Annotated in this window: 18 protein-coding genes and 2 tRNA genes; 6 read left to right on the top strand and 14 right to left on the bottom strand. The window is 45.6% G+C overall.

Annotation, left to right across the window (positions count from 1 at the left end):
• Positions 1-46 precede the first annotated feature (46 nt).
• Entirely contained in the window at positions 47-2,185 is a 2,139-nt protein-coding gene (gene pta / locus AR383_RS20025) for a phosphate acetyltransferase (protein ID WP_055734726.1), read from the top strand.
• A 316-nt stretch (positions 2,186-2,501) separates the two neighbouring features.
• Here the strand turns inward: pta and AR383_RS20020 are convergent, their stop codons facing one another.
• From AR383_RS20020 to AR383_RS20000, 5 genes are all read right to left on the bottom strand, one after another.
• The gene (locus AR383_RS20020) at positions 2,502-2,858 is read right to left on the bottom strand and encodes a P-II family nitrogen regulator (protein ID WP_055734725.1); all 357 of its coding nucleotides are present in this window, start codon (positions 2,856-2,858) and stop codon (positions 2,502-2,504) included.
• Entirely contained in the window at positions 2,848-3,642 is a 795-nt protein-coding gene (locus AR383_RS20015; RefSeq protein WP_055734724.1) for a DUF1538 domain-containing protein, read from the bottom strand. The genes AR383_RS20020 and AR383_RS20015 overlap by 11 nt, the downstream gene beginning before the upstream one ends.
• Positions 3,642-4,376: a DUF1538 domain-containing protein gene (locus tag AR383_RS20010; RefSeq protein ID WP_055734723.1), complete on the bottom strand. Its 735-nt coding sequence runs from the start codon at positions 4,374-4,376 to the stop codon at positions 3,642-3,644. The genes AR383_RS20015 and AR383_RS20010 overlap by 1 nt, the downstream gene beginning before the upstream one ends.
• A 109-nt stretch (positions 4,377-4,485) precedes the next feature.
• Complete coding sequence (locus AR383_RS20005) at positions 4,486-5,373, bottom strand: class I SAM-dependent methyltransferase (protein WP_055734722.1); 888 nt, start codon at positions 5,371-5,373, stop codon at positions 4,486-4,488.
• Between the two features lie 4 nt (positions 5,374-5,377).
• Positions 5,378-6,418, bottom strand: coding sequence for an AI-2E family transporter (locus AR383_RS20000; RefSeq protein ID WP_055734721.1), 1,041 nt, complete (start codon positions 6,416-6,418; stop codon positions 5,378-5,380).
• A gap of 99 nt (positions 6,419-6,517) precedes the next feature.
• Here AR383_RS20000 and AR383_RS19995 point away from each other — a divergent pair, with 99 nt between their 5' ends.
• Positions 6,518-7,009 carry a 2-amino-4-hydroxy-6-hydroxymethyldihydropteridine diphosphokinase gene (locus tag AR383_RS19995; RefSeq protein ID WP_055734720.1) on the top strand — a complete coding sequence of 164 codons (492 nt, stop codon included), beginning with the start codon at positions 6,518-6,520 and terminating at the stop codon, positions 7,007-7,009.
• Between the two features lie 44 nt (positions 7,010-7,053).
• Here AR383_RS19995 and AR383_RS19990 read toward each other — a convergent pair whose 3' ends face one another.
• Positions 7,054-7,665: an SDR family NAD(P)-dependent oxidoreductase gene (locus AR383_RS19990; protein ID WP_198150186.1), complete on the bottom strand. Its 612-nt coding sequence runs from the start codon at positions 7,663-7,665 to the stop codon at positions 7,054-7,056.
• 84 nt (positions 7,666-7,749) lie between these two features.
• Here AR383_RS19990 and AR383_RS19985 point away from each other — a divergent pair, with 84 nt between their 5' ends.
• The gene (locus AR383_RS19985; RefSeq protein ID WP_055734719.1) at positions 7,750-8,652 is read left to right on the top strand and encodes a TIGR01777 family oxidoreductase; all 903 of its coding nucleotides are present in this window, start codon (positions 7,750-7,752) and stop codon (positions 8,650-8,652) included.
• 19 nt (positions 8,653-8,671) lie between these two features.
• Here AR383_RS19985 and AR383_RS19980 read toward each other — a convergent pair whose 3' ends face one another.
• Both AR383_RS19980 and AR383_RS19975 read right to left on the bottom strand, forming a co-directional pair.
• Positions 8,672-9,361, bottom strand: a complete 690-nt coding sequence (locus AR383_RS19980; protein WP_055734718.1) for a DNA-3-methyladenine glycosylase I — start codon at positions 9,359-9,361, stop codon at positions 8,672-8,674.
• Positions 9,362-9,473: 112 nt separating this feature from the next.
• The gene (locus AR383_RS19975) at positions 9,474-11,333 is read right to left on the bottom strand and encodes a TIGR00341 family protein (RefSeq protein ID WP_055734717.1); all 1,860 of its coding nucleotides are present in this window, start codon (positions 11,331-11,333) and stop codon (positions 9,474-9,476) included.
• A 427-nt stretch (positions 11,334-11,760) separates the two neighbouring features.
• On the opposite strand from AR383_RS19975, the gene AR383_RS19970 reads away from it, so the two are divergent.
• From AR383_RS19970 to AR383_RS19960, 3 genes are all read left to right on the top strand, one after another.
• Entirely contained in the window at positions 11,761-12,555 is a 795-nt protein-coding gene (locus AR383_RS19970) for a transporter substrate-binding domain-containing protein (protein WP_055734716.1), read from the top strand.
• A 93-nt stretch (positions 12,556-12,648) separates the two neighbouring features.
• Positions 12,649-13,596: an amino acid ABC transporter permease gene (locus AR383_RS19965; protein ID WP_055734715.1), complete on the top strand. Its 948-nt coding sequence runs from the start codon at positions 12,649-12,651 to the stop codon at positions 13,594-13,596.
• A gap of 19 nt (positions 13,597-13,615) precedes the next feature.
• On the top strand, positions 13,616-14,341 hold the full coding sequence (locus tag AR383_RS19960; protein ID WP_055735105.1) for an amino acid ABC transporter ATP-binding protein: 726 nt from the start codon (positions 13,616-13,618) through the stop codon (positions 14,339-14,341).
• 54 nt (positions 14,342-14,395) lie between these two features.
• Here AR383_RS19960 and AR383_RS19955 read toward each other — a convergent pair whose 3' ends face one another.
• From AR383_RS19955 to gltX, 6 genes are all read right to left on the bottom strand, one after another.
• Positions 14,396-15,844 (bottom strand): HDOD domain-containing protein, encoded by a 1,449-nt coding sequence (locus AR383_RS19955; protein ID WP_055734714.1) that lies wholly within the window; start codon positions 15,842-15,844, stop codon positions 14,396-14,398.
• A 211-nt stretch (positions 15,845-16,055) separates the two neighbouring features.
• Positions 16,056-16,131, bottom strand: a tRNA-Ala gene (locus tag AR383_RS19950).
• Positions 16,132-16,152: 21 nt separating this feature from the next.
• Positions 16,153-16,228 (bottom strand) — tRNA-Ala (locus tag AR383_RS19945).
• 137 nt (positions 16,229-16,365) lie between these two features.
• Positions 16,366-18,069 (bottom strand): ATP-binding SpoIIE family protein phosphatase, encoded by a 1,704-nt coding sequence (locus tag AR383_RS19940; protein WP_055734713.1) that lies wholly within the window; start codon positions 18,067-18,069, stop codon positions 16,366-16,368.
• Positions 18,069-18,380 carry an STAS domain-containing protein gene (locus tag AR383_RS19935; RefSeq protein WP_055734712.1) on the bottom strand — a complete coding sequence of 104 codons (312 nt, stop codon included), beginning with the start codon at positions 18,378-18,380 and terminating at the stop codon, positions 18,069-18,071. Before AR383_RS19935 ends, AR383_RS19940 begins: the two co-directional genes overlap by 1 nt.
• 479 nt (positions 18,381-18,859) lie before the next feature.
• Positions 18,860-20,347, bottom strand: coding sequence for a glutamate--tRNA ligase (gene gltX, locus AR383_RS19930; RefSeq protein WP_055734711.1), 1,488 nt, complete (start codon positions 20,345-20,347; stop codon positions 18,860-18,862).
• Positions 20,348-20,390 lie beyond the last annotated feature (43 nt).

Genomic DNA, 20,390 nt, shown 5'->3' with positions numbered 1-20,390 from the left:
GGCGCAAGCCAGCTTTGTTCTATAACCTAACTTAAGAGGTACAGCTGTGGCTCGTACAATTATGTTAATCCCAGTTGGCGTAGGTGTTGGTGTAACATCCGTCAGTCTTGGTATGGTTCGCGCCATGGAGCGTAATGGCGTAAACGTTAACTTTTTCAAACCTATTGCGCAGCCTAAAAGCCGCGAAAAAGGCGCAGAACGCTCAACCGCAATCATTCGTGAAGCATCCAACATTATCCCTCCAGAACCCTTCACTCAAGCCTATGCTGAAAACCTTATCAGTGCTAATCACATCGATGATTTGCTAGAAGGCATTGTGGCTCGATTTAACTCTGGAACCAGCGGTGCTGAAATTGTCGTGGTTGAAGGCTTAGTCCCCACCCACGAATCGCCTTATGCCAACAATGTAAACTACGGTATTGCTAAGGCTTTAGATGCAGACATGGTATTTGTTACCAATCCAGGTAGCGACACCTCTCAGCAACTTAAAGAACGCATGGAGATCGCCTGTAACAACTTCGGTGGTTTGAAAAATAAACGCATCATCGGTTGTATTATCAACAAAGTGGGCGCGCCAATCGACGAGCATGAGATTACCCGTCCCGATCTCACCGAAATGTTTGATAACAAATCAGACAACTCGACCAACCTAGAAGTACTGCAAATGTTTGGCAAAAGCCCATTGCGTATTCTTGGTTGCATTCCATGGAATGCACCTTTAGTAGCACCTCGAGCCAAAGATTTAGCGCTACACCTAAATGCCACCATCATTAATGAAGGTGACATGGATACTCGTCTTGGTCGCGTAACCTTCTGTGCTCGTAGTATTCCTAACATGGTGGAACACTTCAATGCGGGCAGCTTGCTGGTGACTTCTGGTGACCGCTCAGACGTGATAGTGTCAGCCTGTTTAGCCGCGATGAATGGGGTAAAAATCGGTGCATTACTACTTACTGGTGGCTATCAACCTGAGCCTCAAGTATTAAAACTATGTGAGCGTGCCTTTGCTACAGGCTTGCCAGTGATGTTAATCAACTCTAATACTTGGCAAACTTCTTTAGCACTGCAGACCTTCAATGCTGAAATTCCAGTGGATGACTCGAAACGTATTGATTTAGTGCAAGACTATGTAGCGGGACACATCGACAAACATTGGATTGAGTCGCTAACCGCTATCTCTGCTCGCGCTCGCCGCTTATCGCCGCCAGCCTTCCGTTACCAGCTCACCGAAATGGCCCGCAGTGCCAATAAACGCATTGTATTACCCGAAGGCGAAGAGCCACGCACCATTGCTGCTGCTGCAATTTGTTCGCAACGGGGCATCGCTCGCCCGGTACTAATTGGTAATCCGGATATCATTCAACGCACAGCCAGCCAACAAGGTGTGGTTTTGGGTGAGAATGTTGAAATCGTCGATCCTCTCGATATTCGTCCAAAATACGTCGCACCGATGGTGGAACTACGTAAAGGTAAAGGCCTAACTGAAGTGGTAGCTGCAGAGCAGCTAGAAGACAATGTGGTACTTGGTACCATGATGCTAGCCAATGGTGAAGTTGATGGCTTGGTTTCAGGTGCAGTAAATACCACTGCCAATACTATTCGTCCGCCACTGCAACTGATTAAAACCGCACCAGGTTATAACCTAGTAAGCTCTATTTTCTTCATGTTGCTGCCAGACCAAGTATTGGTTTACGGTGACTGTGCTATTAACCCAGACCCAACAGCAGAGCAATTGGCCGATATCGCTATTCAATCAGCCGAGTCTGCAGAAGCCTTTGGCATTGAGCCTCGCGTAGCCATGATCAGCTACTCAACCGGTAGCTCAGGTTCTGGTTCTGACGTGGAAAAAGTGCGTGAAGCCACTAAGATAGCCAAAGAGCGCCGCCCTGAATTGATTATTGATGGGCCGCTACAATACGATGCAGCAATTATGGAAAACGTAGCCAAGAGCAAAGCACCAGACAGCCCTGTTGCAGGTAAGGCTACAGTATTTATTTTCCCTGACTTGAATACTGGTAACACTACCTACAAGGCGGTACAACGAAGTGCAGACTTAATCAGTATTGGTCCAATGCTTCAAGGCATGGCTAAACCGGTTAATGATTTGTCTCGTGGCGCCTTAGTCGATGATATTGTTTACACCATCGCACTCACGGCCATTCAAGCTGACCAAACCAAGGCTTAATAGCCAATTAGCGTTTAGTCAACAAAACGGAAAAAACCGATCTTTTTGATCGGTTTTTTTATCTCTAAATAGCTAAGTTCAGCTAAAAACGATGGCTAGCAAAAAGGTATGCTTAGTTAAAAATCATCTCACTGGGCCTTATCGCTTCTTTTTTACCCAACTATAAAAATCATTTAAAAACATAAAGATAGCTATAAACATCCGTTCCATACACACTTTAATCCACAGAAAGTGTGGATAAAAACATAACCAAGCCCTAGTTATACACAGAATTTGACATTTTTTTAATTGACAATCACGATTTATTCACACCCAGCTAAGCTTCGTCATCAAAAGGCACTTTGTGGGTTAAGGCGCGAATTTGATGGGCGACCCCTACCGCATCCTCCACATCCAGTAATACCGCTATACCTTGCCCTTCTTCTTGATCAAACTCGGCCACCGCACTGATGGTATTCAGAATGGGTTTTGCCAAATGACTCTCAACCACAAATAGCAATACATCTCGCTGAGCTTCCAAGTTAAGCCCAAAAAAGGTTTTCTTGCGGTGAACGCCCTCACCCCGCGCATTGTTAATTACCGTAGCACCGGTGGCGCCAGCTGCACGAGCGGAGTCCAACACTAAACTGGTTTTTTGATCATCAACGAAGGCGAGTATCAATTTAAATTTCATCGTCATCTCCTGACAAAGTCGATCTTGCTAAAAAATGAGTCACTTGTGCGTAAGCCAGTACTGCAATAATCGGAAATAAACTTGCAAAGGCAATTAATCCGAAGCCATCTATCAGCGGGCTACGTCCCGGTACAGATTCAGCCAAACCTAGACCTAAAGCGGTCACTAAGGGCACGGTTACTGTGGAAGTGGTTACTCCTCCACTGTCATAGGCGAGCGCAATAATCGGTTTAGGGGCAAACAGAGTTTGAATCACTACCAGTACATAACCGGCAATAATGTAGTAATGCAGCGGGTCGCCCACAACAATTCGGTAACTGCCCAAAGCCAAACCCAAGGCCACGCCAAAGGCGACTGAGATACGTAATCCGCCCACTGACACAGCGCCCCCCGACACACTGTTTGCTTTAATCGCTACTGCCAATAACGAGGGCTCGGCAATTGTGGTGCTAAAACCAATCGCGGCAGAGAAGCAATAAATCCAAGCATAGGCAGTCCAATGCTCAGATACCAGATACTCTGCATCGGGCTCTATTTCCAAAAAGCTGGCGCTGGTTAGCTGCTTGGCCATAGACTCGCCCAAAGGAAATAGTGCTTGCTCAAGGCCAAGTAAAAACAACACCATCCCCAATAAAACCAACAGAGTACCTAGTAGCAGCTGTTTGGGCTTATGTAATGGCTGGCGTAATACCAAATACTGAAATACCAAAATGGTTAACACTATCGGTAAAATATCACCAAGCGTGCTAAACAAGACTTCCAGAAATTCAACCCATGCCTGCATCAGTACACCATCCCATACAACATCACAAACAGGATCGGGGTCAGTGAGGCCAGGGCTATCAGACCAAAGCCATCAAGCAAAGGGTTACGGCCATTGATCGATGAAGCCAAGCCCACCCCTAGGGCTGTCACTAAAGGCACGGTAATAGTCGAAGTGGTTACCCCACCAGAATCATAGGCAATACCAATAATCTCCTGCGGGGCAAAGGGGGTAAACAGCACAATCAGCGAATAACCAGCAATAATGATTAGGTATAAGGGCCAACCTTTAATGATCCTTAGCACGCCAATAACGATGGCCACACCTACCGCCACCGCCACACTCAAGCGCAAACCTGCAGCATATTCCTGCATGCTAGATTCACTGGCACTAATGTGCTGAGCTTGAGCTGCAACTTCGGCGGCTTCTTTAGCCACAGCAACTAAAGCCGGCTCGGCAATGGTGGTACCAAAGCCCAAACAAAATGCGAACGCTAGCAAGGCAATTAAGTTACCGGTATTGGCAAAGGCATGGGCTAAGTTTTCGCCTATGGGGAACAGCCCCAGATCCAAGCCCATAACAAATAAGCTTAAGCCCAGCACAACCAATAAGGTGCCAAATAAAATATCCCATAAATTGGGTAAGCTACTGTCTAATACAAAGCCTTGAAAGAACAGAATGACGATAATAATAGGAGAAATATCGCGTAGGCTTTTTAATAAGGAGGAAGCAAAATGAGAAAGACGAAAGCCCATATTTGTTCCTTATATTCGCTTTTTCTAAAGGACTAATACAAGCTTAGCAGAGCCAGATAAAGACTTTGTTCACTCGCCGAACAAAGCCTATAAATTGTGATAAGGATGCCTATTCAGCGGCCTTGTTTTGAAAAATAAGAATTTTTAAACCGTCATCAGGACTACGTTCCTGAATACTTGGCGGCGGGGATAAACTGCTGAGCAAACTCAACTGAGGGGCTTCGCTGGCTACCGCATCAATCAAAAACTGCCGATTTAACCAAGGTGCATTAAGACATAACATGGCAATGCCCTCGGGCTTCAGCAAACTGGGTAGCTGACGAATAATACGTGGGTAGTCTTTTTCCACTAAAAAACTCCCCTTTTGCATGGAAGGCGGATCGGCAATAAGCAAATCATAAGGGCCGTGTTTGCGCAATTTCCCCCATGACTTAAACAAATCATGGCCAAAAAATCGCGCTTTTTTATCATCCAAATTATTTAAACGTAAATTATCACGACCCACACTTAAGGCCGCCTTACTCATGTCTATATTCACCACCGCCTGTGCACCACCAGCGATAGCAGCAACAGCAAAACCACAGGTATAAGAGAACAAATTAAGTACGTTTTTGTTTTGAGCATGCGTCTTTACCCACTCACGCCCCTTGGCCATATCGAGAAACAGGCCAAAATTCTGGTGTTTACCAATATCTACCTTGTAGCGTAAACCCAGTTCAGTCACTTCACTAGGAGTCTGCTGTTGTCCCCATAAATGCGTAACCGGAGCCATGGCTTGATCTCGCTGCTGTAAAAACACCCCTTTAACCAAGGGTTGCTGAGTTAAGTCTTGCAACAAGTCTGCGAGCAGCTTCTCAGCTAAAGGGGCATAAGCCACAATCAACATAATTGGTGGTAGCCACTCAATATTGAAGGCCTCCGCACCCGCTATACAGCCACCACGGCCGTGCAATACCCTTTGAGCTTGATCGTCAAGCGCAGGAAATTCAAAGCTCATCTACTTAGCTTCTCTCTTTTTTTAAGTCGTCAGGATGGCTCAGAATGCGCGAAAACCAATGCCCGCTATTACTGGATTCCAAACCAATTTTTATGATCATGGTGAGCGGGACTGACAGCAGCATACCAACACTGCCAAATAGCCAGCCCCAGAAGATCAATGATAATACCACCACCAAAGAAGAAAGCCCTAAGCCTCGACCCATGATTCTGGGCTCAACGATATTTCCCATCACCAAATTCACCCCCACATATAGACCAGCTACGGCCAATGAGTGACTGGGTCCTAACTGTAACAAGGCAAGTAATACCGGCGGTACGGCTGCAATCAGCGAGCCCACGTTGGGAATATAGTTAAGCAAGAAGGCTAAGATCCCCCACAAAATAGCATAATCTAAATCCAATAAACTCAAGACAATGGTGATGGGGATGGCAGTAAATAAGCTCACTAAGGTTTTCACCGCTATGTAGCTATTCACCGCCTTTAGAAACTTACTCACTTGCGACATCCGTACATCAGGATTGTGAATAGCATCATGTAAGCGCTGCGGCATAGTATCGGCTTCTAGTAACATAAATATTGCGACCAGTAGAATGATGAAAATATTGGCCGCCGCGCCGCTTAGGCCGGTTAACGTATTGGCAAACAAGCCAAGAATAATCCCGGGGTCAAAATAATCGGTAACCACCCGCATCGACAAGTCAATATCGAAGCGCGCAGCAAAATCAACTAAACCCGCTAAGTGCACCAGCAGTTGCTCTCGATAACTCGGGATGGAAGAACGGAAGTCACTGATAGAACTGCCCACCACGCCAGCTAACAGCAAGACCACGCAAATAATCAGCAACAACACTAAAAACACTGAAACAACTCGAGGAATGCGAAAACGCGAAAGAAAGTTCACAATCGGACTGGCAATAATGGCGATAAACATCGACATTAAAAATGGAATAAGTATTGGCGTCGCAGCCTTCAGCCCCGCTAATAGCACCACTAAGGCAGCGGCAGTGACCAATCCTTGACGTATGGAAGTGGGTTGATTCACCACTTACTCCTCACAAATAACTGATAGTGCTCAGCAGTTTAGCTTGCATCCGTGCCAGCGAAAAGGCTAAATGTGGCAAAAGTGCCCAGGAGAACAACCATGCTCTACTTATGCAGTCTAGGCAGTAACATCGAGCCGCTACAACATGTTCCACTTTGTGTACGCCAGCTTTGTGAACGTATTCCAGTCATCACTTTCAGCTCGTTTATTCAAACAGAGCCCATGGGCATGGCCACCAACAATCATTTTGTTAATGGCTTGGCCTGGTTTGAAAGCCAACAAAGCCCAGCCCAGCTAAAGCGCTTTTTTAATCAACTAGAAGCGCGTCACGGTCGAAATCGCCATGACCCGCTATCTAGCGCAAAAGACCGCTGTTTAGATATTGATGTAGTGCATTTCGCAGACAGTTTTGAAGAACTAAGCCTCGTCCCTATAGAGCCTTTTTTAAGCCGCTTACATCAACAGCTATTTGATACTCATTCTCCAGTAATTGAAGATGCCCTTAAGCTAGAAATCCAACTCACTGCGCAGCACTGTTTACCACTGGGCCAACGAGCGACCACCATCCACTTTAATCGAGCAACCCGTTAAATAGTCATTGTTAACCAACAGACTAATTGCTTGCCACACTGGCTCTAAGCCCCTTCTTTAGCTAGTGGAGTTTGAGCCAAGACCTTTTGTCGATGTTGCTGATCGTGTTCATCTAAAAACAGCATTGGGCCGGGTGCAATCCCATTGACTCGCACATCAGGAGCCCAAAATGTGGCATAAGATTTCAACATATTGGCTAAACCCGCTTTTGAAGCACAATAAGAACGAAACTGCGCATGCGGTTGCTCGGCGTAGATATCGGTCATCATCACCACGCAGCCCTGAGCACGTTTTAAGGCAGGGTATAAGCTTTCGTTAATCAGCTTGGGCGCCAGCATATGCACCATATACATGGCATCAAACAATTCTATTTGTTGCGCTACACTGTGTTCTGCCTGATCAGCAATGAATGTCGAAGCGTTATGTAGCACTACATCCATTCGCTCAAACTGCTGTAACTGCTGGCAAAAATCACTAAGCTGCTGGCGCTGACTAAAGTCAGCTTGAAATAACTTCACCCCTAGCGCTTCTAACTGGGCTAAGTCCTCACGTTCACTGCGATATTGACCAATCACCTGATAACCGAGCTCAACAAATTGATGTGCAAGAAAAAAACCTAAGCGCCTACCAATCCCAGTAATTAAAACTGTCTTCATCTTGCTTTCCATCCGAAAATTCTCTGCTATTGTTAAGTAAATCAAAGAGTAACCACACGCCCTTAAGAAGGACGGATTACCATTATGAAAATTTTGCTCACTGGTGGCACAGGCTTTATTGGCAGCCGTTTAGTCAAACACCTGCAATTCAACCATCAACTTACCGTGTTGTCCCGCACACCGGTAAAAGCTTACCAAAAATTAGGGCATAATCTTCTGGCCATTCCTTCATTAAACGACATCAACAACCTAAACGATTACGACGCGGTAATAAATTTAGCTGGCGAACCCATCGCCAATAAACGCTGGAGTAAACAACAAAAACAAAAAATATGTGACAGTCGCTGGCAGCTTACCTCTCAGTTAAGCACATTATTTGCCCAAAGCGAGCAAGCACCAGCCACCTTTATTAGCGGCAGCGCCATTGGCTATTACGGTGAGCAAGGCCAGCAGGAAGTAGACGAATCTAAGCGAATAAGCGACTCCTCTTTTCCTCATCAAGTCTGTCACAAATGGGAACAATTAGCCTTACAAGCCGCCTCTGAGCAAACTCGAGTTTGCCTATTACGTACTGGTATTGTTATTGGCATTGAAGGCGGCGCACTGGCCAAGATGCTACCGGCCTTTCGCCTAGGCTTAGGTGGCCCCATCGGTGATGGACAACAGCAAATGTCTTGGATCCATATCAGTGACATGGTTGACGCCATTATCTACCTATTGAATAACAAACACTGTCAGGGAGTGTACAACTTAACCTCACCACAACCGGTGAGCAATCTAGAGTTTAGTCAGACCCTGGCCCATCAACTTAACCGCCCTTGTCTTATGCGCACCCCAGCTTGGCTACTAAATAGTGCGCTTGGTGAGATGGCGAGCCTTATCACTGGCGGGCAAAAAGTGCTTCCTACTCGGCTCCTTAATGACGGTTTTAGCTTTCGCTTTACCAAGCTTGAACATGCACTGAAGGAAATATTGCTGCGTAACTAAGCGCATAAAAGAATATGACTTATAGATAGTTTTCACCGACTGAATAAGCCACTGTTTGGCTTATTACCGCCAAGGGTAAACCACTTTGTAATTGCCAGCTGTTAAACACCTGTTGCACCGCATTTAGCCCTTTAATACTGGTAGGAGCCTTGGTCACAACTCCACGACTGACTAAGTATGCCACCACGTCATTGGATAAAATAAAGGTATCCTTGCCCATTCTGCGTAAGGCATAAGCCGCCGAATTACCACCTAAACGGGCGCCGTGTTGTTTTAAATAACGCCATAAACCGACGATGTCGTCGCTAGGCCAAGTTGCGATAAACTTAGCGAAACTGCCGTGTTCAGCGGCTAAATCCAAAATCATCTGGGCATTAGTTGGCACGGTAATAATTTTCTGCCGATTACGAATAATACTGGGGTCGTTACACAAACGCTCAATATGACTGTCATCGAGTAACACCATCTTTTCCGGCACAAAATCAAAGAATGCCCGCTCAAAGTCAGGCCACTTATTTTCTACCACCCGCCACACAAAACCCGATTGAAAAATCACTTTAGTCAGCATCGATAACCAGCGGTCGTCTGACACGGCGGCTAAATACTCGGCGCTTAAAGGAGGCGTTAATAAGTGCTGTAAAGCGGCGTCACCGCCTTTGCGCTCGGCTGCGCGCTGCCAAATCGAGGAAAAATCTTCAAGCAAAGTCATTGTTCCTTAGGTCTTTCAGTGCTGCTAATGATGTGCATTATTGTAAACTTAGCCATCCATAAAGTGAAAGCAGCCACACTGGAATAATCCACTCAAGAGCGTCAAGCCGCCACTAACGGCGAATAATAATCGACGCTTCTAAGGTCACGGCCTGCCCAAGTTGTTGCTCGATGCTCTGTTTAAGGCTATCTAATTGCTGGTTCGTTAGCGCATGCTCACTCACTAGTTGCACCCGTAATACCAATGGCTCTATACCACGGGCCTGCACTGTTCTGAGCAATACTTGGTTGAAGGTTTTTCCCTGAAGCCGCTGTACAATGTTGGCTTCCTCAGCTAATCGGCTAAAACTAAAGAACAGCGGTACACTCACTAAGGCCACCGCCACCAGCGCCATGGCCAAACCTTTTTTAGCCCGAGTAAAGGGCGCAAAACCCAAGGCTAAAAAACACACGGCAGCGGAAAAAACAATGCCAGCAAGGTTAGTAAGAAACAGCAAAAACGCGCCCCAAGCCACACTGACGTCAAGCCAACCTAAACCTATTCCAGTGACCGCTAAAGGAGGCACCAAAGCTACGGCTATCGCTACCCCCGCCAAGCTTTTAGCAGCATCAACACGAGCGTGAGCGTAAGCCCCTGCCACCCCCGAAATAATCGCCACTCCCAAATCCAGCAAATTCGGGCTCATTCTCGACGCAATTTCAGGGGTAATGAGTTCCATGGGAATAATAAAGCTGGCTCCTGCAGCAAAGCCTAATGCAACACAAAGACCCACCAATAAGGTAAAGCTACTGGAGGTGGTTAAGCTGGGATCTTGGCGAGTCAATGCCATTGATAGTGAGATAATCGGTGCCATTAGTGGCGCCAGTATCATCGCACCGATAATCACCGGAGCAGAACTGGCGTACAGGCCAATAGTGGCCAGCAAGGTAGACAAGATCATCAAGGTGATAAAGGCTGGAGTAATACGGGCATTATCTCTTAGCAGCTGATACAGCTCTTTAAACTCTTCAGTAGCGGCATGGGCTATCCACGGCAGAGGCTTTTCAGCCAAGCCTTTTATCGCCTCACCCTCTGGCAAGTGGGCCATTTTACGGCTTTCCTTTTGCGCTATGGCCTCATCTTGAAATATCATCGCCTTGCTTGGCAATAACTGTAAGCTGCGATGTTCACAGCGTAACTCTAAGCGCCGAGCTTGACTCTCAATACCATCTAACCAAAAGCTAAAGGGCCGCTCAGCCTCCAAAGACAGAGACTTGGATTTGATTAATCCAAGAAATGGCGGTTTTCTAACTACTCGGCCAAACATGGCTAAAAACAAGAAGCGGCACATTTCCATAATGCTTCTTGGCGCAATTAACATGCTTTCTAACATGCCATCATTACAGTGAGTATCGGGCAGTATCCGTTTCGACAGCATCGAGCCATGCGCGTGTTCAATCACCACCAAGCCTACCACCGCAGTAGAGAAACTACATTCACCAGCGGTTTGCAGCGATAGCTTTAAGGGTTTTATCTGACCAATTTTGCCGATATTGAGCCACGTTTGCTTTAAGCGCTCCCGCCAAGGCGCGTTGTGCCCACCGGGACGCAAATTAAAACTATGCCCTACCACCAAATGATTCAATACCAAGTGCTGATTACAGCGCAGTATATCTACTGTTAGCGCCTTAGCTTGTTGATAGTCTTGTATTGCAGCTTCAATACCGCCGAGTAAGCTAAAGCCACGCCGTGCATGGCTAGCTTGCGGATGAGGTAATATCGCCACCAGCCATTGCTGTTGTATTGCCAAGTCCAATACCTTGGCCAAGGCAGAATCACTCAAGTAACAATAAACCACACTTTGTGCATCGAGTTGCGGTGGCTGCTCCTGCTGCCAAGATTTGGGCAATACCACTTGCTCAAACAGCGGTAAAATTTTACTACTCACCAATTCACTGTCAGTGACTTCAAACAGTAAAAAACTATCAGCCATTGTTCTTCCTTAGCCATCCTTGGTTCCCACAGCATGGAGCTTGACACAATAAAGTGCAAGCTCAATAAGTGCTCTGAACGCCACCGCTAATAAGCAAGGGGTGACTATCATCGAACTGAGCAAGCCAACAGCGCGTTAAATCGGTAAAGCCAAGGAAAAAAATTATCCTTTTATTAGTCAGTGTTCCGGCTAAGCTGGAGTATTAACAAAATCCTTGTGTGACGGGGATTTAGACGTCCATGCGGCCATATCGACAAGCCCAAATGACCAATAGAGCGGCCACCTTGCAGTAAAACACCGCTATTTTTCCTTAGTCGATTCTGCTATAACTTGCCTGAAACACTGAGGATTAACTCTATTCTGCGAGGATTGTGCAGAATATGACCTCAAAAAATTATAAGTAACAACAAACACAACAAGGACTATTATGAAACGTGTCATTCAATCTGCGCTTGCCGCAGTCGCGCTATTATCTAGTGCAGCATTCGCCCAACAAACTCTGCTCCAAGAAATTACCGAATCGGGTGAACTACGCACCTGTTTTGATGCCGGTTACATGCCTTTTGAAATGAAAGCCAAAAATGGCCAATTTATTGGCTTTGACGTTGATTTAGGCAAACAAATGGCGCGTGCTATGGGCGTAAAATATGTTCCAGTTAACACCGCTTGGGATGGCATTATTCCCACTCTACTCACCGGTAAATGTCACCTCATCATGGGCGGAATGACCATTACTCCACAACGTAACATGCAAGTTAACTTTGCCGACCCTTACGTAGTGATTGGTCAGTCGATCCTACTAAGCCCTAAATTAGAAGGGAAAGTAAGCTCTTACCGCGACCTAAACAGCGAAGAGTTCACCGTAGTGACCAAATTAGGTACCACGGGTGAAGGCGCCATTAAGCGTTACCTACCAAAAGCTAAAGTGAACCTGTTTGAAACCCAATCTGAAGCGGTTCTTGAAGTAACCAACGGCAAAGCCGATGCCTTTATCTACGACCTACCATTCAATGCTATCTACGCAGCTGAGCACCAAGGTCAATTAGTTCACCTAGACCAACCTTTCACCTTTGAACCTTTAGGATGGGCAGTTCGCCAAGGCGACCCTGACTTCCTAAACTTTTTAAATGGCTACCTTCGCCAAATTAAAGGTGATGGCACCTACGAGCGCATTTATGACAAATGGTTCAAAGATGACGCTTGGTTAAAACAAGTTCAATAGTAAGACTCAAGTGGCTGCCTCGCAGCCACTTTGCTTTATCACTGAGTGCTTAACCAGGAATAAAGTAAAACCTAAATTAAAAAAGAGCTTCAGATGCAAACTCAAGCAAGCAAATTATTGTGGAATGGTGTTTTTGTCGCCATTTTACTTAGCCTGTGTGGCCTTATTTATCTTTCCGGTGAGAAAATCGACTACAACTGGAACTGGCAGCGCGTTGTTCCTTACATCGTTAATAACGAAGCCTCCAGTGTTACCGCCCCACAAGATGGCAGTATCGTTAAGACTGCGGCCGGTAAACTGAAATTAGTTTCCGACAGCGGCGAGGTACTAGTCGACCTAGCTAAATATGAAAACATCAGCGTTTATGAAGGCGACCTGGTGTTCGAAGGCGACCAACTGGCCGCTTCAGAGCATTGGCGAATCGGTCCGCTTACCGAAGGCTTAATTGTTACCATCAAAATTTCTATTTGGTCGCTGTTTTTCGCTATTCTGCTCGGCTTAATTATTGGCTTAATGCGGATAGCCAGTAACCCAGCCCTGCATAAACTAGCCGTCACCTACATCGAAATTATTCGTGGTACCCCGCTACTGGTACAAATATTCATTGTTTATTTCTTCATCGGTACGGTTTTCGATTTAGAACGTTTCACTGCGGGGGTCATCGCACTATCAGTATTTACCGCCGCCTACGTTGCCGAAATTATTCGAGCAGGCATTCAATCTATTCCCAAGGGGCAAATGGAAGCTGCGCGTTCACTCGGTATGAATTACCCGCAAGCAATGATTAATGTCATCTTGCCGCAAGCCTTCAAGCGCACCTTACCGCCGATGGCTGGCCAGTTTATCAACTTGATTAAAGACTCCTCTTTGGTATCGGTTATTTCCATCACCGACTTAACCAAAGCGGGCCGAGAAGTCGTCAGTGGCAGTTTTGCCCCTTTTGAAGTCTGGTTTACAGTTGCCTTATTGTATCTCGTACTTACTAGCAGCCTATCTTGGGCCATTCAACGCTTAGAAAAGAGGTTAGCGGCCAGTGACTAAAAATTACCAAGGCAACGATATGATCGTTGCAAAAGACATCAATAAGATTTATCCCAATGGCTGTCATGCTTTAAAAAATGTCTCGGCCACTGTTTCGCGGGGCGAAGTAGTAGTTATTGTTGGCCCTTCGGGCTCGGGTAAGTCAACCTTTTTGCGTACCCTCAATCAACTAGAAACCATCAGCAGTGGTTCGATCCACATCGATGGTACAGACATGTATGCCAAAGACACCAATATCAATACCCTACGCGAAGAAGTGGGCATGGTATTCCAAAACTTTAACTTGTTCCCACATAAAACGGCGCTAGGCAACGTTATGCTTGCGCCCTTAAAAGTCGCCAAGCGTAATAAGCAACAAGCAGAGGACGAAGCCAAGGCCCTATTACTTAAGGTTGGCCTAGCCGATCGTATGAACAACTACCCTTCCCACTTGTCTGGTGGTCAACAGCAGCGGGTAGCCATTGCACGCGCATTGGCCATGCAACCCAATATCATGTTATTTGATGAGCCCACCTCCGCACTTGACCCAGAAATGGTAGGCGAAGTGCTAGACGTAATGAAAGGCCTAGCCAAAGATGGCATGACCATGGTGGTGGTTACTCATGAAATGGGCTTTGCTCGAGAGGTAGCAGACCGAGTGCTGTTTATGGAAGATGGCGAGCTATTAGTTGAAGCGTCTCCAGATGAGTTCTTTGATAAACCTAGCCACCCAAGGTTAAAACAATTCCTATCTATGGTGCTCTAAATACCGAATCAGGGAGCTCGCCTCCCTGATATTTTTTAGCTTTACCTAGCTAGATTAGCGGTTAAGCCGTAATACTACCGACAAACATAAGTCTGTTTGTTGTGCAAAATGGGTAAACATATCAAAGTCATCTTGGCTTAGTTTTTCCTGGTTCTCCATGCTATCTGCATAGATTAAGGCAATACAGCGCCCTTCGATTACAATAGGAGCCAGAAAAAAGGCTTGTCCTTTGCTTATACGGCGAATTTGATTATTGATTAATGAAGCCCACCGCTGGTGTTGTGGCCCCTTGTACCAAATAGGCCTGCGCTCTTTATAAGCCGTGCTGAAGATAGTCTCCGCGCCCACTAGACTTAATTTAAAATCTTGTTTGTCTTGCTCTGGGCTATCACTGGTCACAAAACGCGGTAATAGATATTCATAACTGGGATTAACCATCAATACCATTACTCGCTCGAGGCCTATGCCACGTTGAATGCCTTCCATTGCGGTATGAATCACCAAATTAAGATCGGGTGTCTCTGTAGCCACCAGAGTGAGTTCTCGCAATAGTTGTAGTTGTAGACTCTGCTTACTTTGGATAGGAGCGGGTTCTTCCTCTGTAGCATCGTTGGTGTGCTTGCTGCCATGATCAAGATAAGGCTCTAATACACCTGCGCCATAAGAGCGTGCCAGTTGCAGGGTTTCATCGGTGCATTTAATCACCATTCGCTGCACCTCTGGCAACGGCAACTTCATTTGTTCGGCAATACCTTTCAGGCTTTTCTTGCGTGCAACTTCATCTTCCTCAACCATGGCCTGGCTAAATTTATGCGCCAGATGAATACTACGTAACTCAGGAGTACGAGTATTAGGATCACCTAAGGATTTCACCAACATCGAGCCCATATTCCAATTACTGGCCAAGCCCACACTAAGCTGCTCAAAGCGGGTTCCTAACAGCTGGTAAACCACATCGCCACTGGGTTCTGACGATTCAGTAAGCAGCTCATCTAATTGCTCGGTAATTTGGCCACCCATGGTCCAAAATGCTACTTCGCCTAGATTGTGTAACAAGGCCGCAATGTACACCTCTTCCTGAGTATCTTCGGCATAACCTTTAAGCATCATTTTCGCTAACCTGGCGGCATGAAACGAGCGCGCCATCAACATTAATACTCGTTGATACACAGCTTCGCTGATATTTTTATTGTTCAGCAAGCTATCTATCATCCGTGCGGTAATGCAGATGCGCTTAAGTTGGTCATAACCCAGAATAACCGCGGCGCGGCTAACGGTGGTAATTTGGTTATTACTGCGATTGTAATTAACACTATTCACCACCCTCAAAATACGTGAGGTTAAGCCGTGATCGTGTAATACCGACTGCCCAAGAATAGACAAGGAAGAGGTTTCATCTTGGGCAATTTTCTCCAACAGGCGAACCGTCGCAGCTAAAGCCGGCAACTCATGTTTACTGATTTTCTCCAACCACTGTTGGGTACCATAGGTGCTTTTATTCATTTTTTGCAAATTTACCCGACTTTACCTAGTAGTATGGCTGTATATGCCCCTATTGTTCCACTAACTGCGGTTAATTTGTTATATAAGTCAATCTATTACTAACAATAAGAATATTAAAAAAGGCCTAAGTAAGCCCAAAATGCTAAACAACTAAAAACAAGCGACAGCATATTTCAAGCTAACTTGAAACAAACTAATAGAGATAGGAAATTGGTGGAGCTACGCGGGATCGAACCGCGGACCTCTTGCATGCCATGCAAGCGCTCTCCCAGCTGAGCTATAGCCCCGATAAACGGTAGGGTGTGATTTGGTGGAGCTACGCGGGATCGAACCGCGGACCTCTTGCATGCCATGCAAGCGCTCTCCCAGCTGAGCTATAGCCCCAAGTCACACTATTTTCGAGCAGTAAATCCCGAAAACGAGCAGGATTCTAAGCAGCCTAGAGATGAGTGTCAACCGTTTTTATAAAGAAACGGTTCACTTGCTCAATTAGCCAACAATTAGCGGCGTATTATGCAAAATTACTCGCTTTTGCAGCAATAAACGGCTGTTGCTTTGCTGCCACTTTGACTAAATGACAATTGTTGACACAAGCTACGCACTATATGCAATCCACGTCCATAGTAGTGACTTGGTTTAGCCTGCCCTGTTACTAAGGCCTCATCAAAACCAGCACCACTATCTGCAATATCAATAGTAAATTGACCCACTTCACTTGAGCCATCATAGCGAATGGCCAGTTTTACCCAACCTTGATTAAGTTGCTCAACCCGTTGTTTGCGCAGCCGATAGTACTCTTCAAAGCCTTCGGCTGAATGTTTGATCGAGGAGTCAAGCTGCAATACGCCATGCTCAAAAGCATTATTAAATAGTTCTCCCACTACGGTAAACAAAGTATTTCTATCAACTTGATTCACTTTTAGTTCATCTAGAGTATTCATAAATAAAGGTACTGGGTTGAGCGACTTCAAGCTCAATACATCCAATTCTAATTGCCATTGCCACTGAGCTTTGGCCAACGGACGCGCCGCATAAGCTTCGGATTGCTTGGGGTGGGGTCTGGCTAATAAATTAGGGATTTCTACCAAGCTAATATCATCGGCCTGTTCAGCCCCCTGACAAAACGCGCTTAAGTGTTTTTGTACCGAGGCAATATACGATATTTGCTCCGCCTTCTCAGTTATAGCTTGTAGCAAGCGGGCTTCACCAAACATCTCGCCAGCCAAATTAACCGCATCTAAAATACCGTCGCTAAACAACAAGATGTGGTCATTGACGGTCCACTCTAGCGTGGTTAAATGAATATCGAGTTGAGCTTGGATCCCCAACGCGATGGAACTAGCGGGAACACGTTGGCGCAGCGTATCGCCTACACCATCAACAATCAGCAAATCAGGCATGCCTCCGTTCCAAACACCAATGCTCCGCTGTTGAAAAGAAAGCTCCACAAAGGTGGCGGCTAAAAACATGCCAGTGGGCAACAAACGATGTAAACGCCGGTTAATTTGCTGCAATAAGGCTTCGGCAGAATAGCCCTTACGCGTCATGCTGCGAAAAATCTCCGCCACTGGCATTGCGCCAATCGCGGCACGCAATCCATGTCCGGTAAAATCCCCCAACAATGCGTAAATATCACCATTGGGGCGGTACTCAGCAAACACCACATCCCCAGAAAAAGTGGAAGCACTATTTAACCAAATCAGCAACTCTTGATCGGCACATTGGGAATTAGCGATGGCACCGCTGAGTATTCTCTCGGCCAGTATTTCTTCTTGCTGACGCTGAGTTTCTAACAAACTGATCTTTTGATGGACCGCCTTTATTCGTTCAAAACCCAAGGCTTTTGCTTTAAGTACCGCATGCTCGATCGGTTTGAAAAGGATGTCATCGCCCCCACAAGCAATACATTTTACCGACGCATCGACTTCATTAAGGGCCGTCACAAAAATCACTGGAATAAAACGAGAGCCGCTTAAGCGTTTAATTTCACTAGCAGCTTGGTAACCGTCCATCACCGGCATGTGAACATCAAGAAAAACAATATCGATGGAGTGTTGTTTAAATAAAGTTAGGGCCTGTTGCCCGTCTGCGGCACTAAATACTTGATAACCCAGCTCGCTGAGTACCTCACTCAACATCAAACGATGTAAAGATACGTCATCGGCCACCAGGGCATTACCCTTAACCGCACGACTTAAAAACTCAGCAGCCTCTAGGTCTTTCACTAGTTTTCAATTTGTAATAATTTATCAAAATTGGCAATCTCCAGAATTTTTAACACCGCTGGAGAGGGTTTACTCACTGTTAAAGCGAGAGCTTGGCATTTTTCGGCATGCTCTTTTAACAGCAGCATCATACCTAAGGCTGAGCTGTCCATGTATTCGGCTTTGCTGAGATCTAACACCAGTTGCAAGCCTTCAATGGCAACGTGCTCATAACAAGCCCTAAAATCACGGTGCAATGAATAGTCAAAACGCCCCGTTACACTGATAATCAATTGGCCAGACTGTTGATTCAACAGACTACTAATAGACATTGCACCTCCTCCTTGAGCTACTGCGACTAAGCCCTAAATAAGTTATCAATAACTAGTAAAGCATTAAAAAATATTGAACCAAACCATTAGTTACAAAAATATCATTATTTTTTAGTAACTAGCCAGTTTCTTCAGAGAAACAGGTGAATGCCATGAAGCTCACATTTATTTGTTCAACCGTGCTCTTTTACTCACCATGAAACACTAAATAAATGCGATCCATCAAGAACTTTTATCATTAAAAACTTGCTTAAAAAAAGTTATGTGAGCCAATTCATAGTAATGACTTAGGCGCTTCGGGCAAGATGAGCCAACATCAAATACAGATAGGGAAGCAGATGGGCATTAAACTACAATTACAGTTCTTACTAGCACTCGGCTTTTTAATCGCAGCCTGTGGCAGCATGCTGTTAGTATAGATTTTCAGAATAAATAAAAAAGCCAACTCTAAGAGTTGGCTTTTTTGCGTTTATACGCCCTTACCAAGTCGCTTTATAAGCTCGGTAGGCTTTATCTAAAGACTTAGCTTGCTTCTTACTTACGCCAATTTGGTTAAGCGCAAAACGTAAACGAGCGCGACTCATATCTGAGCCTAAAATAGCCATTGCATCAACCACCGAAATAGAGCTAGTTTTACCGGTAATGGCAACAAAAATAGGTTCTAGAAAATCACGGATCTTCACATCTAAATGCGTAGCCAACTGCTTGGCAACCGCAAATACCACGTCTTTATCCCACTGGCGTTGCTCTTCCAATTGCCAGATAAATAATTGTAATAAGGTGCGAACCTGCTCAAGCTCTAACTTACCCGCGGTTAACAATTCTGGGTCATATTCCGGCATACCAGAAACAAAATGACCAGCTAAAGGCGCTAGGTCACTCATCACTTCTAAACGAGCTTTAGCTTGCGGCAGAATGCTCATCAAGGTTTGCTGGTTGTATGCCCACTCAACCAAACGTTGGGCTAATTGCTCATCACTAAGCTCTTCGCGGATCCATAAACCGTTTAACCATTTCAACTTATCTACGTCAAACACCGGACCGCCCAGCGATACCCGCTTCATGTCAAAATGCTCGACCATTTCCGCAAGTGTAAACTTTTCTCGCTCATCAGGCATAGACCACCCCATGCGGCCCAAGTAGTTCAGCATCGCTTCAGGTAGGAAACCCATTTTGCGGTAGTAATTAATGCTGGTTGGGTTTTTACGCTTACTCAGTTTACTTTTGTCAGGGTTACGTAATAAAGGCATGTGTCCTAGAACGGGTGCTTCCCAACCTAAATCTTGGTAGAGCTTTAATAGTTTAGGCGCAGAGTTTAGCCATTCTTCACCACGAAATACGTGAGTAATGCCCATTAGATGGTCATCAACAACATTCGCTAAAAAGTAAGTAGGCAGGCCATCGGCTTTAAGTAAGACTTGCATGTCTACTTGCTCCCATGGGATCTCCACTTCGCCACGCAGGTAATCGTCAAACTTAAAACTGCCGCTCTCGGGGATCATCATCCGCACAACGTAAGGCTTGCCGGCCGCTAAATTGGCTTCAATTTCCTCTTTGCTCAGCGCTAAGCCTCGGCCATCATATTTAGGTTGCAAACCCTCGGCCATTTGTTGCTGACGCATTTCATCTAGCTCTTCTGCAGTAGCAAAACAGTAAAAGGCTTTACCCTCGTCAATTAGCTGTTGCGCATATTTTTTATAAATATCGCTACGCTCACTTTGACGATAAGGGCCATATTGCCCGCCACAATCCGGGCCCTCGTCCCAATTTAAGCCAATCCATTTTAGGCTATCGTAAATAGCTTGCTCAGATTCTCGAGAACTACGTGCTTGGTCGGTATCTTCGATACGCAGAATAAATTCACCACCATGTTGCTTAGCAAAACAGTAGTTAAATAGTGCGATATAGGCGGTGCCTACATGGGGGTCACCAGTGGGTGAAGGAGCGACACGAGTACGAACTGTCATCTTGATTCTCTAATTAAAGTAATTGACCAATTGAATGGCGCGG

It is taken from the genome of Agarivorans gilvus (genome assembly GCF_001420915.1).
Lineage (GTDB): Bacteria > Pseudomonadota > Gammaproteobacteria > Enterobacterales > Celerinatantimonadaceae > Agarivorans > Agarivorans gilvus.
This window is presented reverse-complemented; position numbering and strand designations above follow the sequence as displayed.

Coding starts and splice junctions, on each gene's coding strand:
- AR383_RS20020 (WP_055734725.1), bottom strand. CDS start 2,858: ATGAAATTTAAATTGATACTCGCCTTCGTTGATGATCAAAAAACCAGT.
- AR383_RS20015 (WP_055734724.1), bottom strand. CDS start 3,642: ATGCAGGCATGGGTTGAATTTCTGGAAGTCTTGTTTAGCACGCTTGGT.
- AR383_RS20010 (WP_055734723.1), bottom strand. CDS start 4,376: ATGGGCTTTCGTCTTTCTCATTTTGCTTCCTCCTTATTAAAAAGCCTA.
- AR383_RS20005 (WP_055734722.1), bottom strand. CDS start 5,373: ATGAGCTTTGAATTTCCTGCGCTTGACGATCAAGCTCAAAGGGTATTG.
- AR383_RS19995 (WP_055734720.1), top strand. CDS start 6,518: ATGCTCTACTTATGCAGTCTAGGCAGTAACATCGAGCCGCTACAACAT.
- AR383_RS19990 (WP_198150186.1), bottom strand. CDS start 7,665: ATGAAGACAGTTTTAATTACTGGGATTGGTAGGCGCTTAGGTTTTTTT.
- AR383_RS19985 (WP_055734719.1), top strand. CDS start 7,750: ATGAAAATTTTGCTCACTGGTGGCACAGGCTTTATTGGCAGCCGTTTA.
- AR383_RS19980 (WP_055734718.1), bottom strand. CDS start 9,361: ATGACTTTGCTTGAAGATTTTTCCTCGATTTGGCAGCGCGCAGCCGAG.
- AR383_RS19975 (WP_055734717.1), bottom strand. CDS start 11,333: ATGGCTGATAGTTTTTTACTGTTTGAAGTCACTGACAGTGAATTGGTG.
- AR383_RS19970 (WP_055734716.1), top strand. CDS start 11,761: ATGAAACGTGTCATTCAATCTGCGCTTGCCGCAGTCGCGCTATTATCT.
- AR383_RS19965 (WP_055734715.1), top strand. CDS start 12,649: ATGCAAACTCAAGCAAGCAAATTATTGTGGAATGGTGTTTTTGTCGCC.
- AR383_RS19960 (WP_055735105.1), top strand. CDS start 13,616: ATGATCGTTGCAAAAGACATCAATAAGATTTATCCCAATGGCTGTCAT.
- AR383_RS19955 (WP_055734714.1), bottom strand. CDS start 15,844: ATGAATAAAAGCACCTATGGTACCCAACAGTGGTTGGAGAAAATCAGT.
- AR383_RS19935 (WP_055734712.1), bottom strand. CDS start 18,380: ATGTCTATTAGTAGTCTGTTGAATCAACAGTCTGGCCAATTGATTATC.
- gltX (WP_055734711.1), bottom strand. CDS start 20,347: ATGACAGTTCGTACTCGTGTCGCTCCTTCACCCACTGGTGACCCCCAT.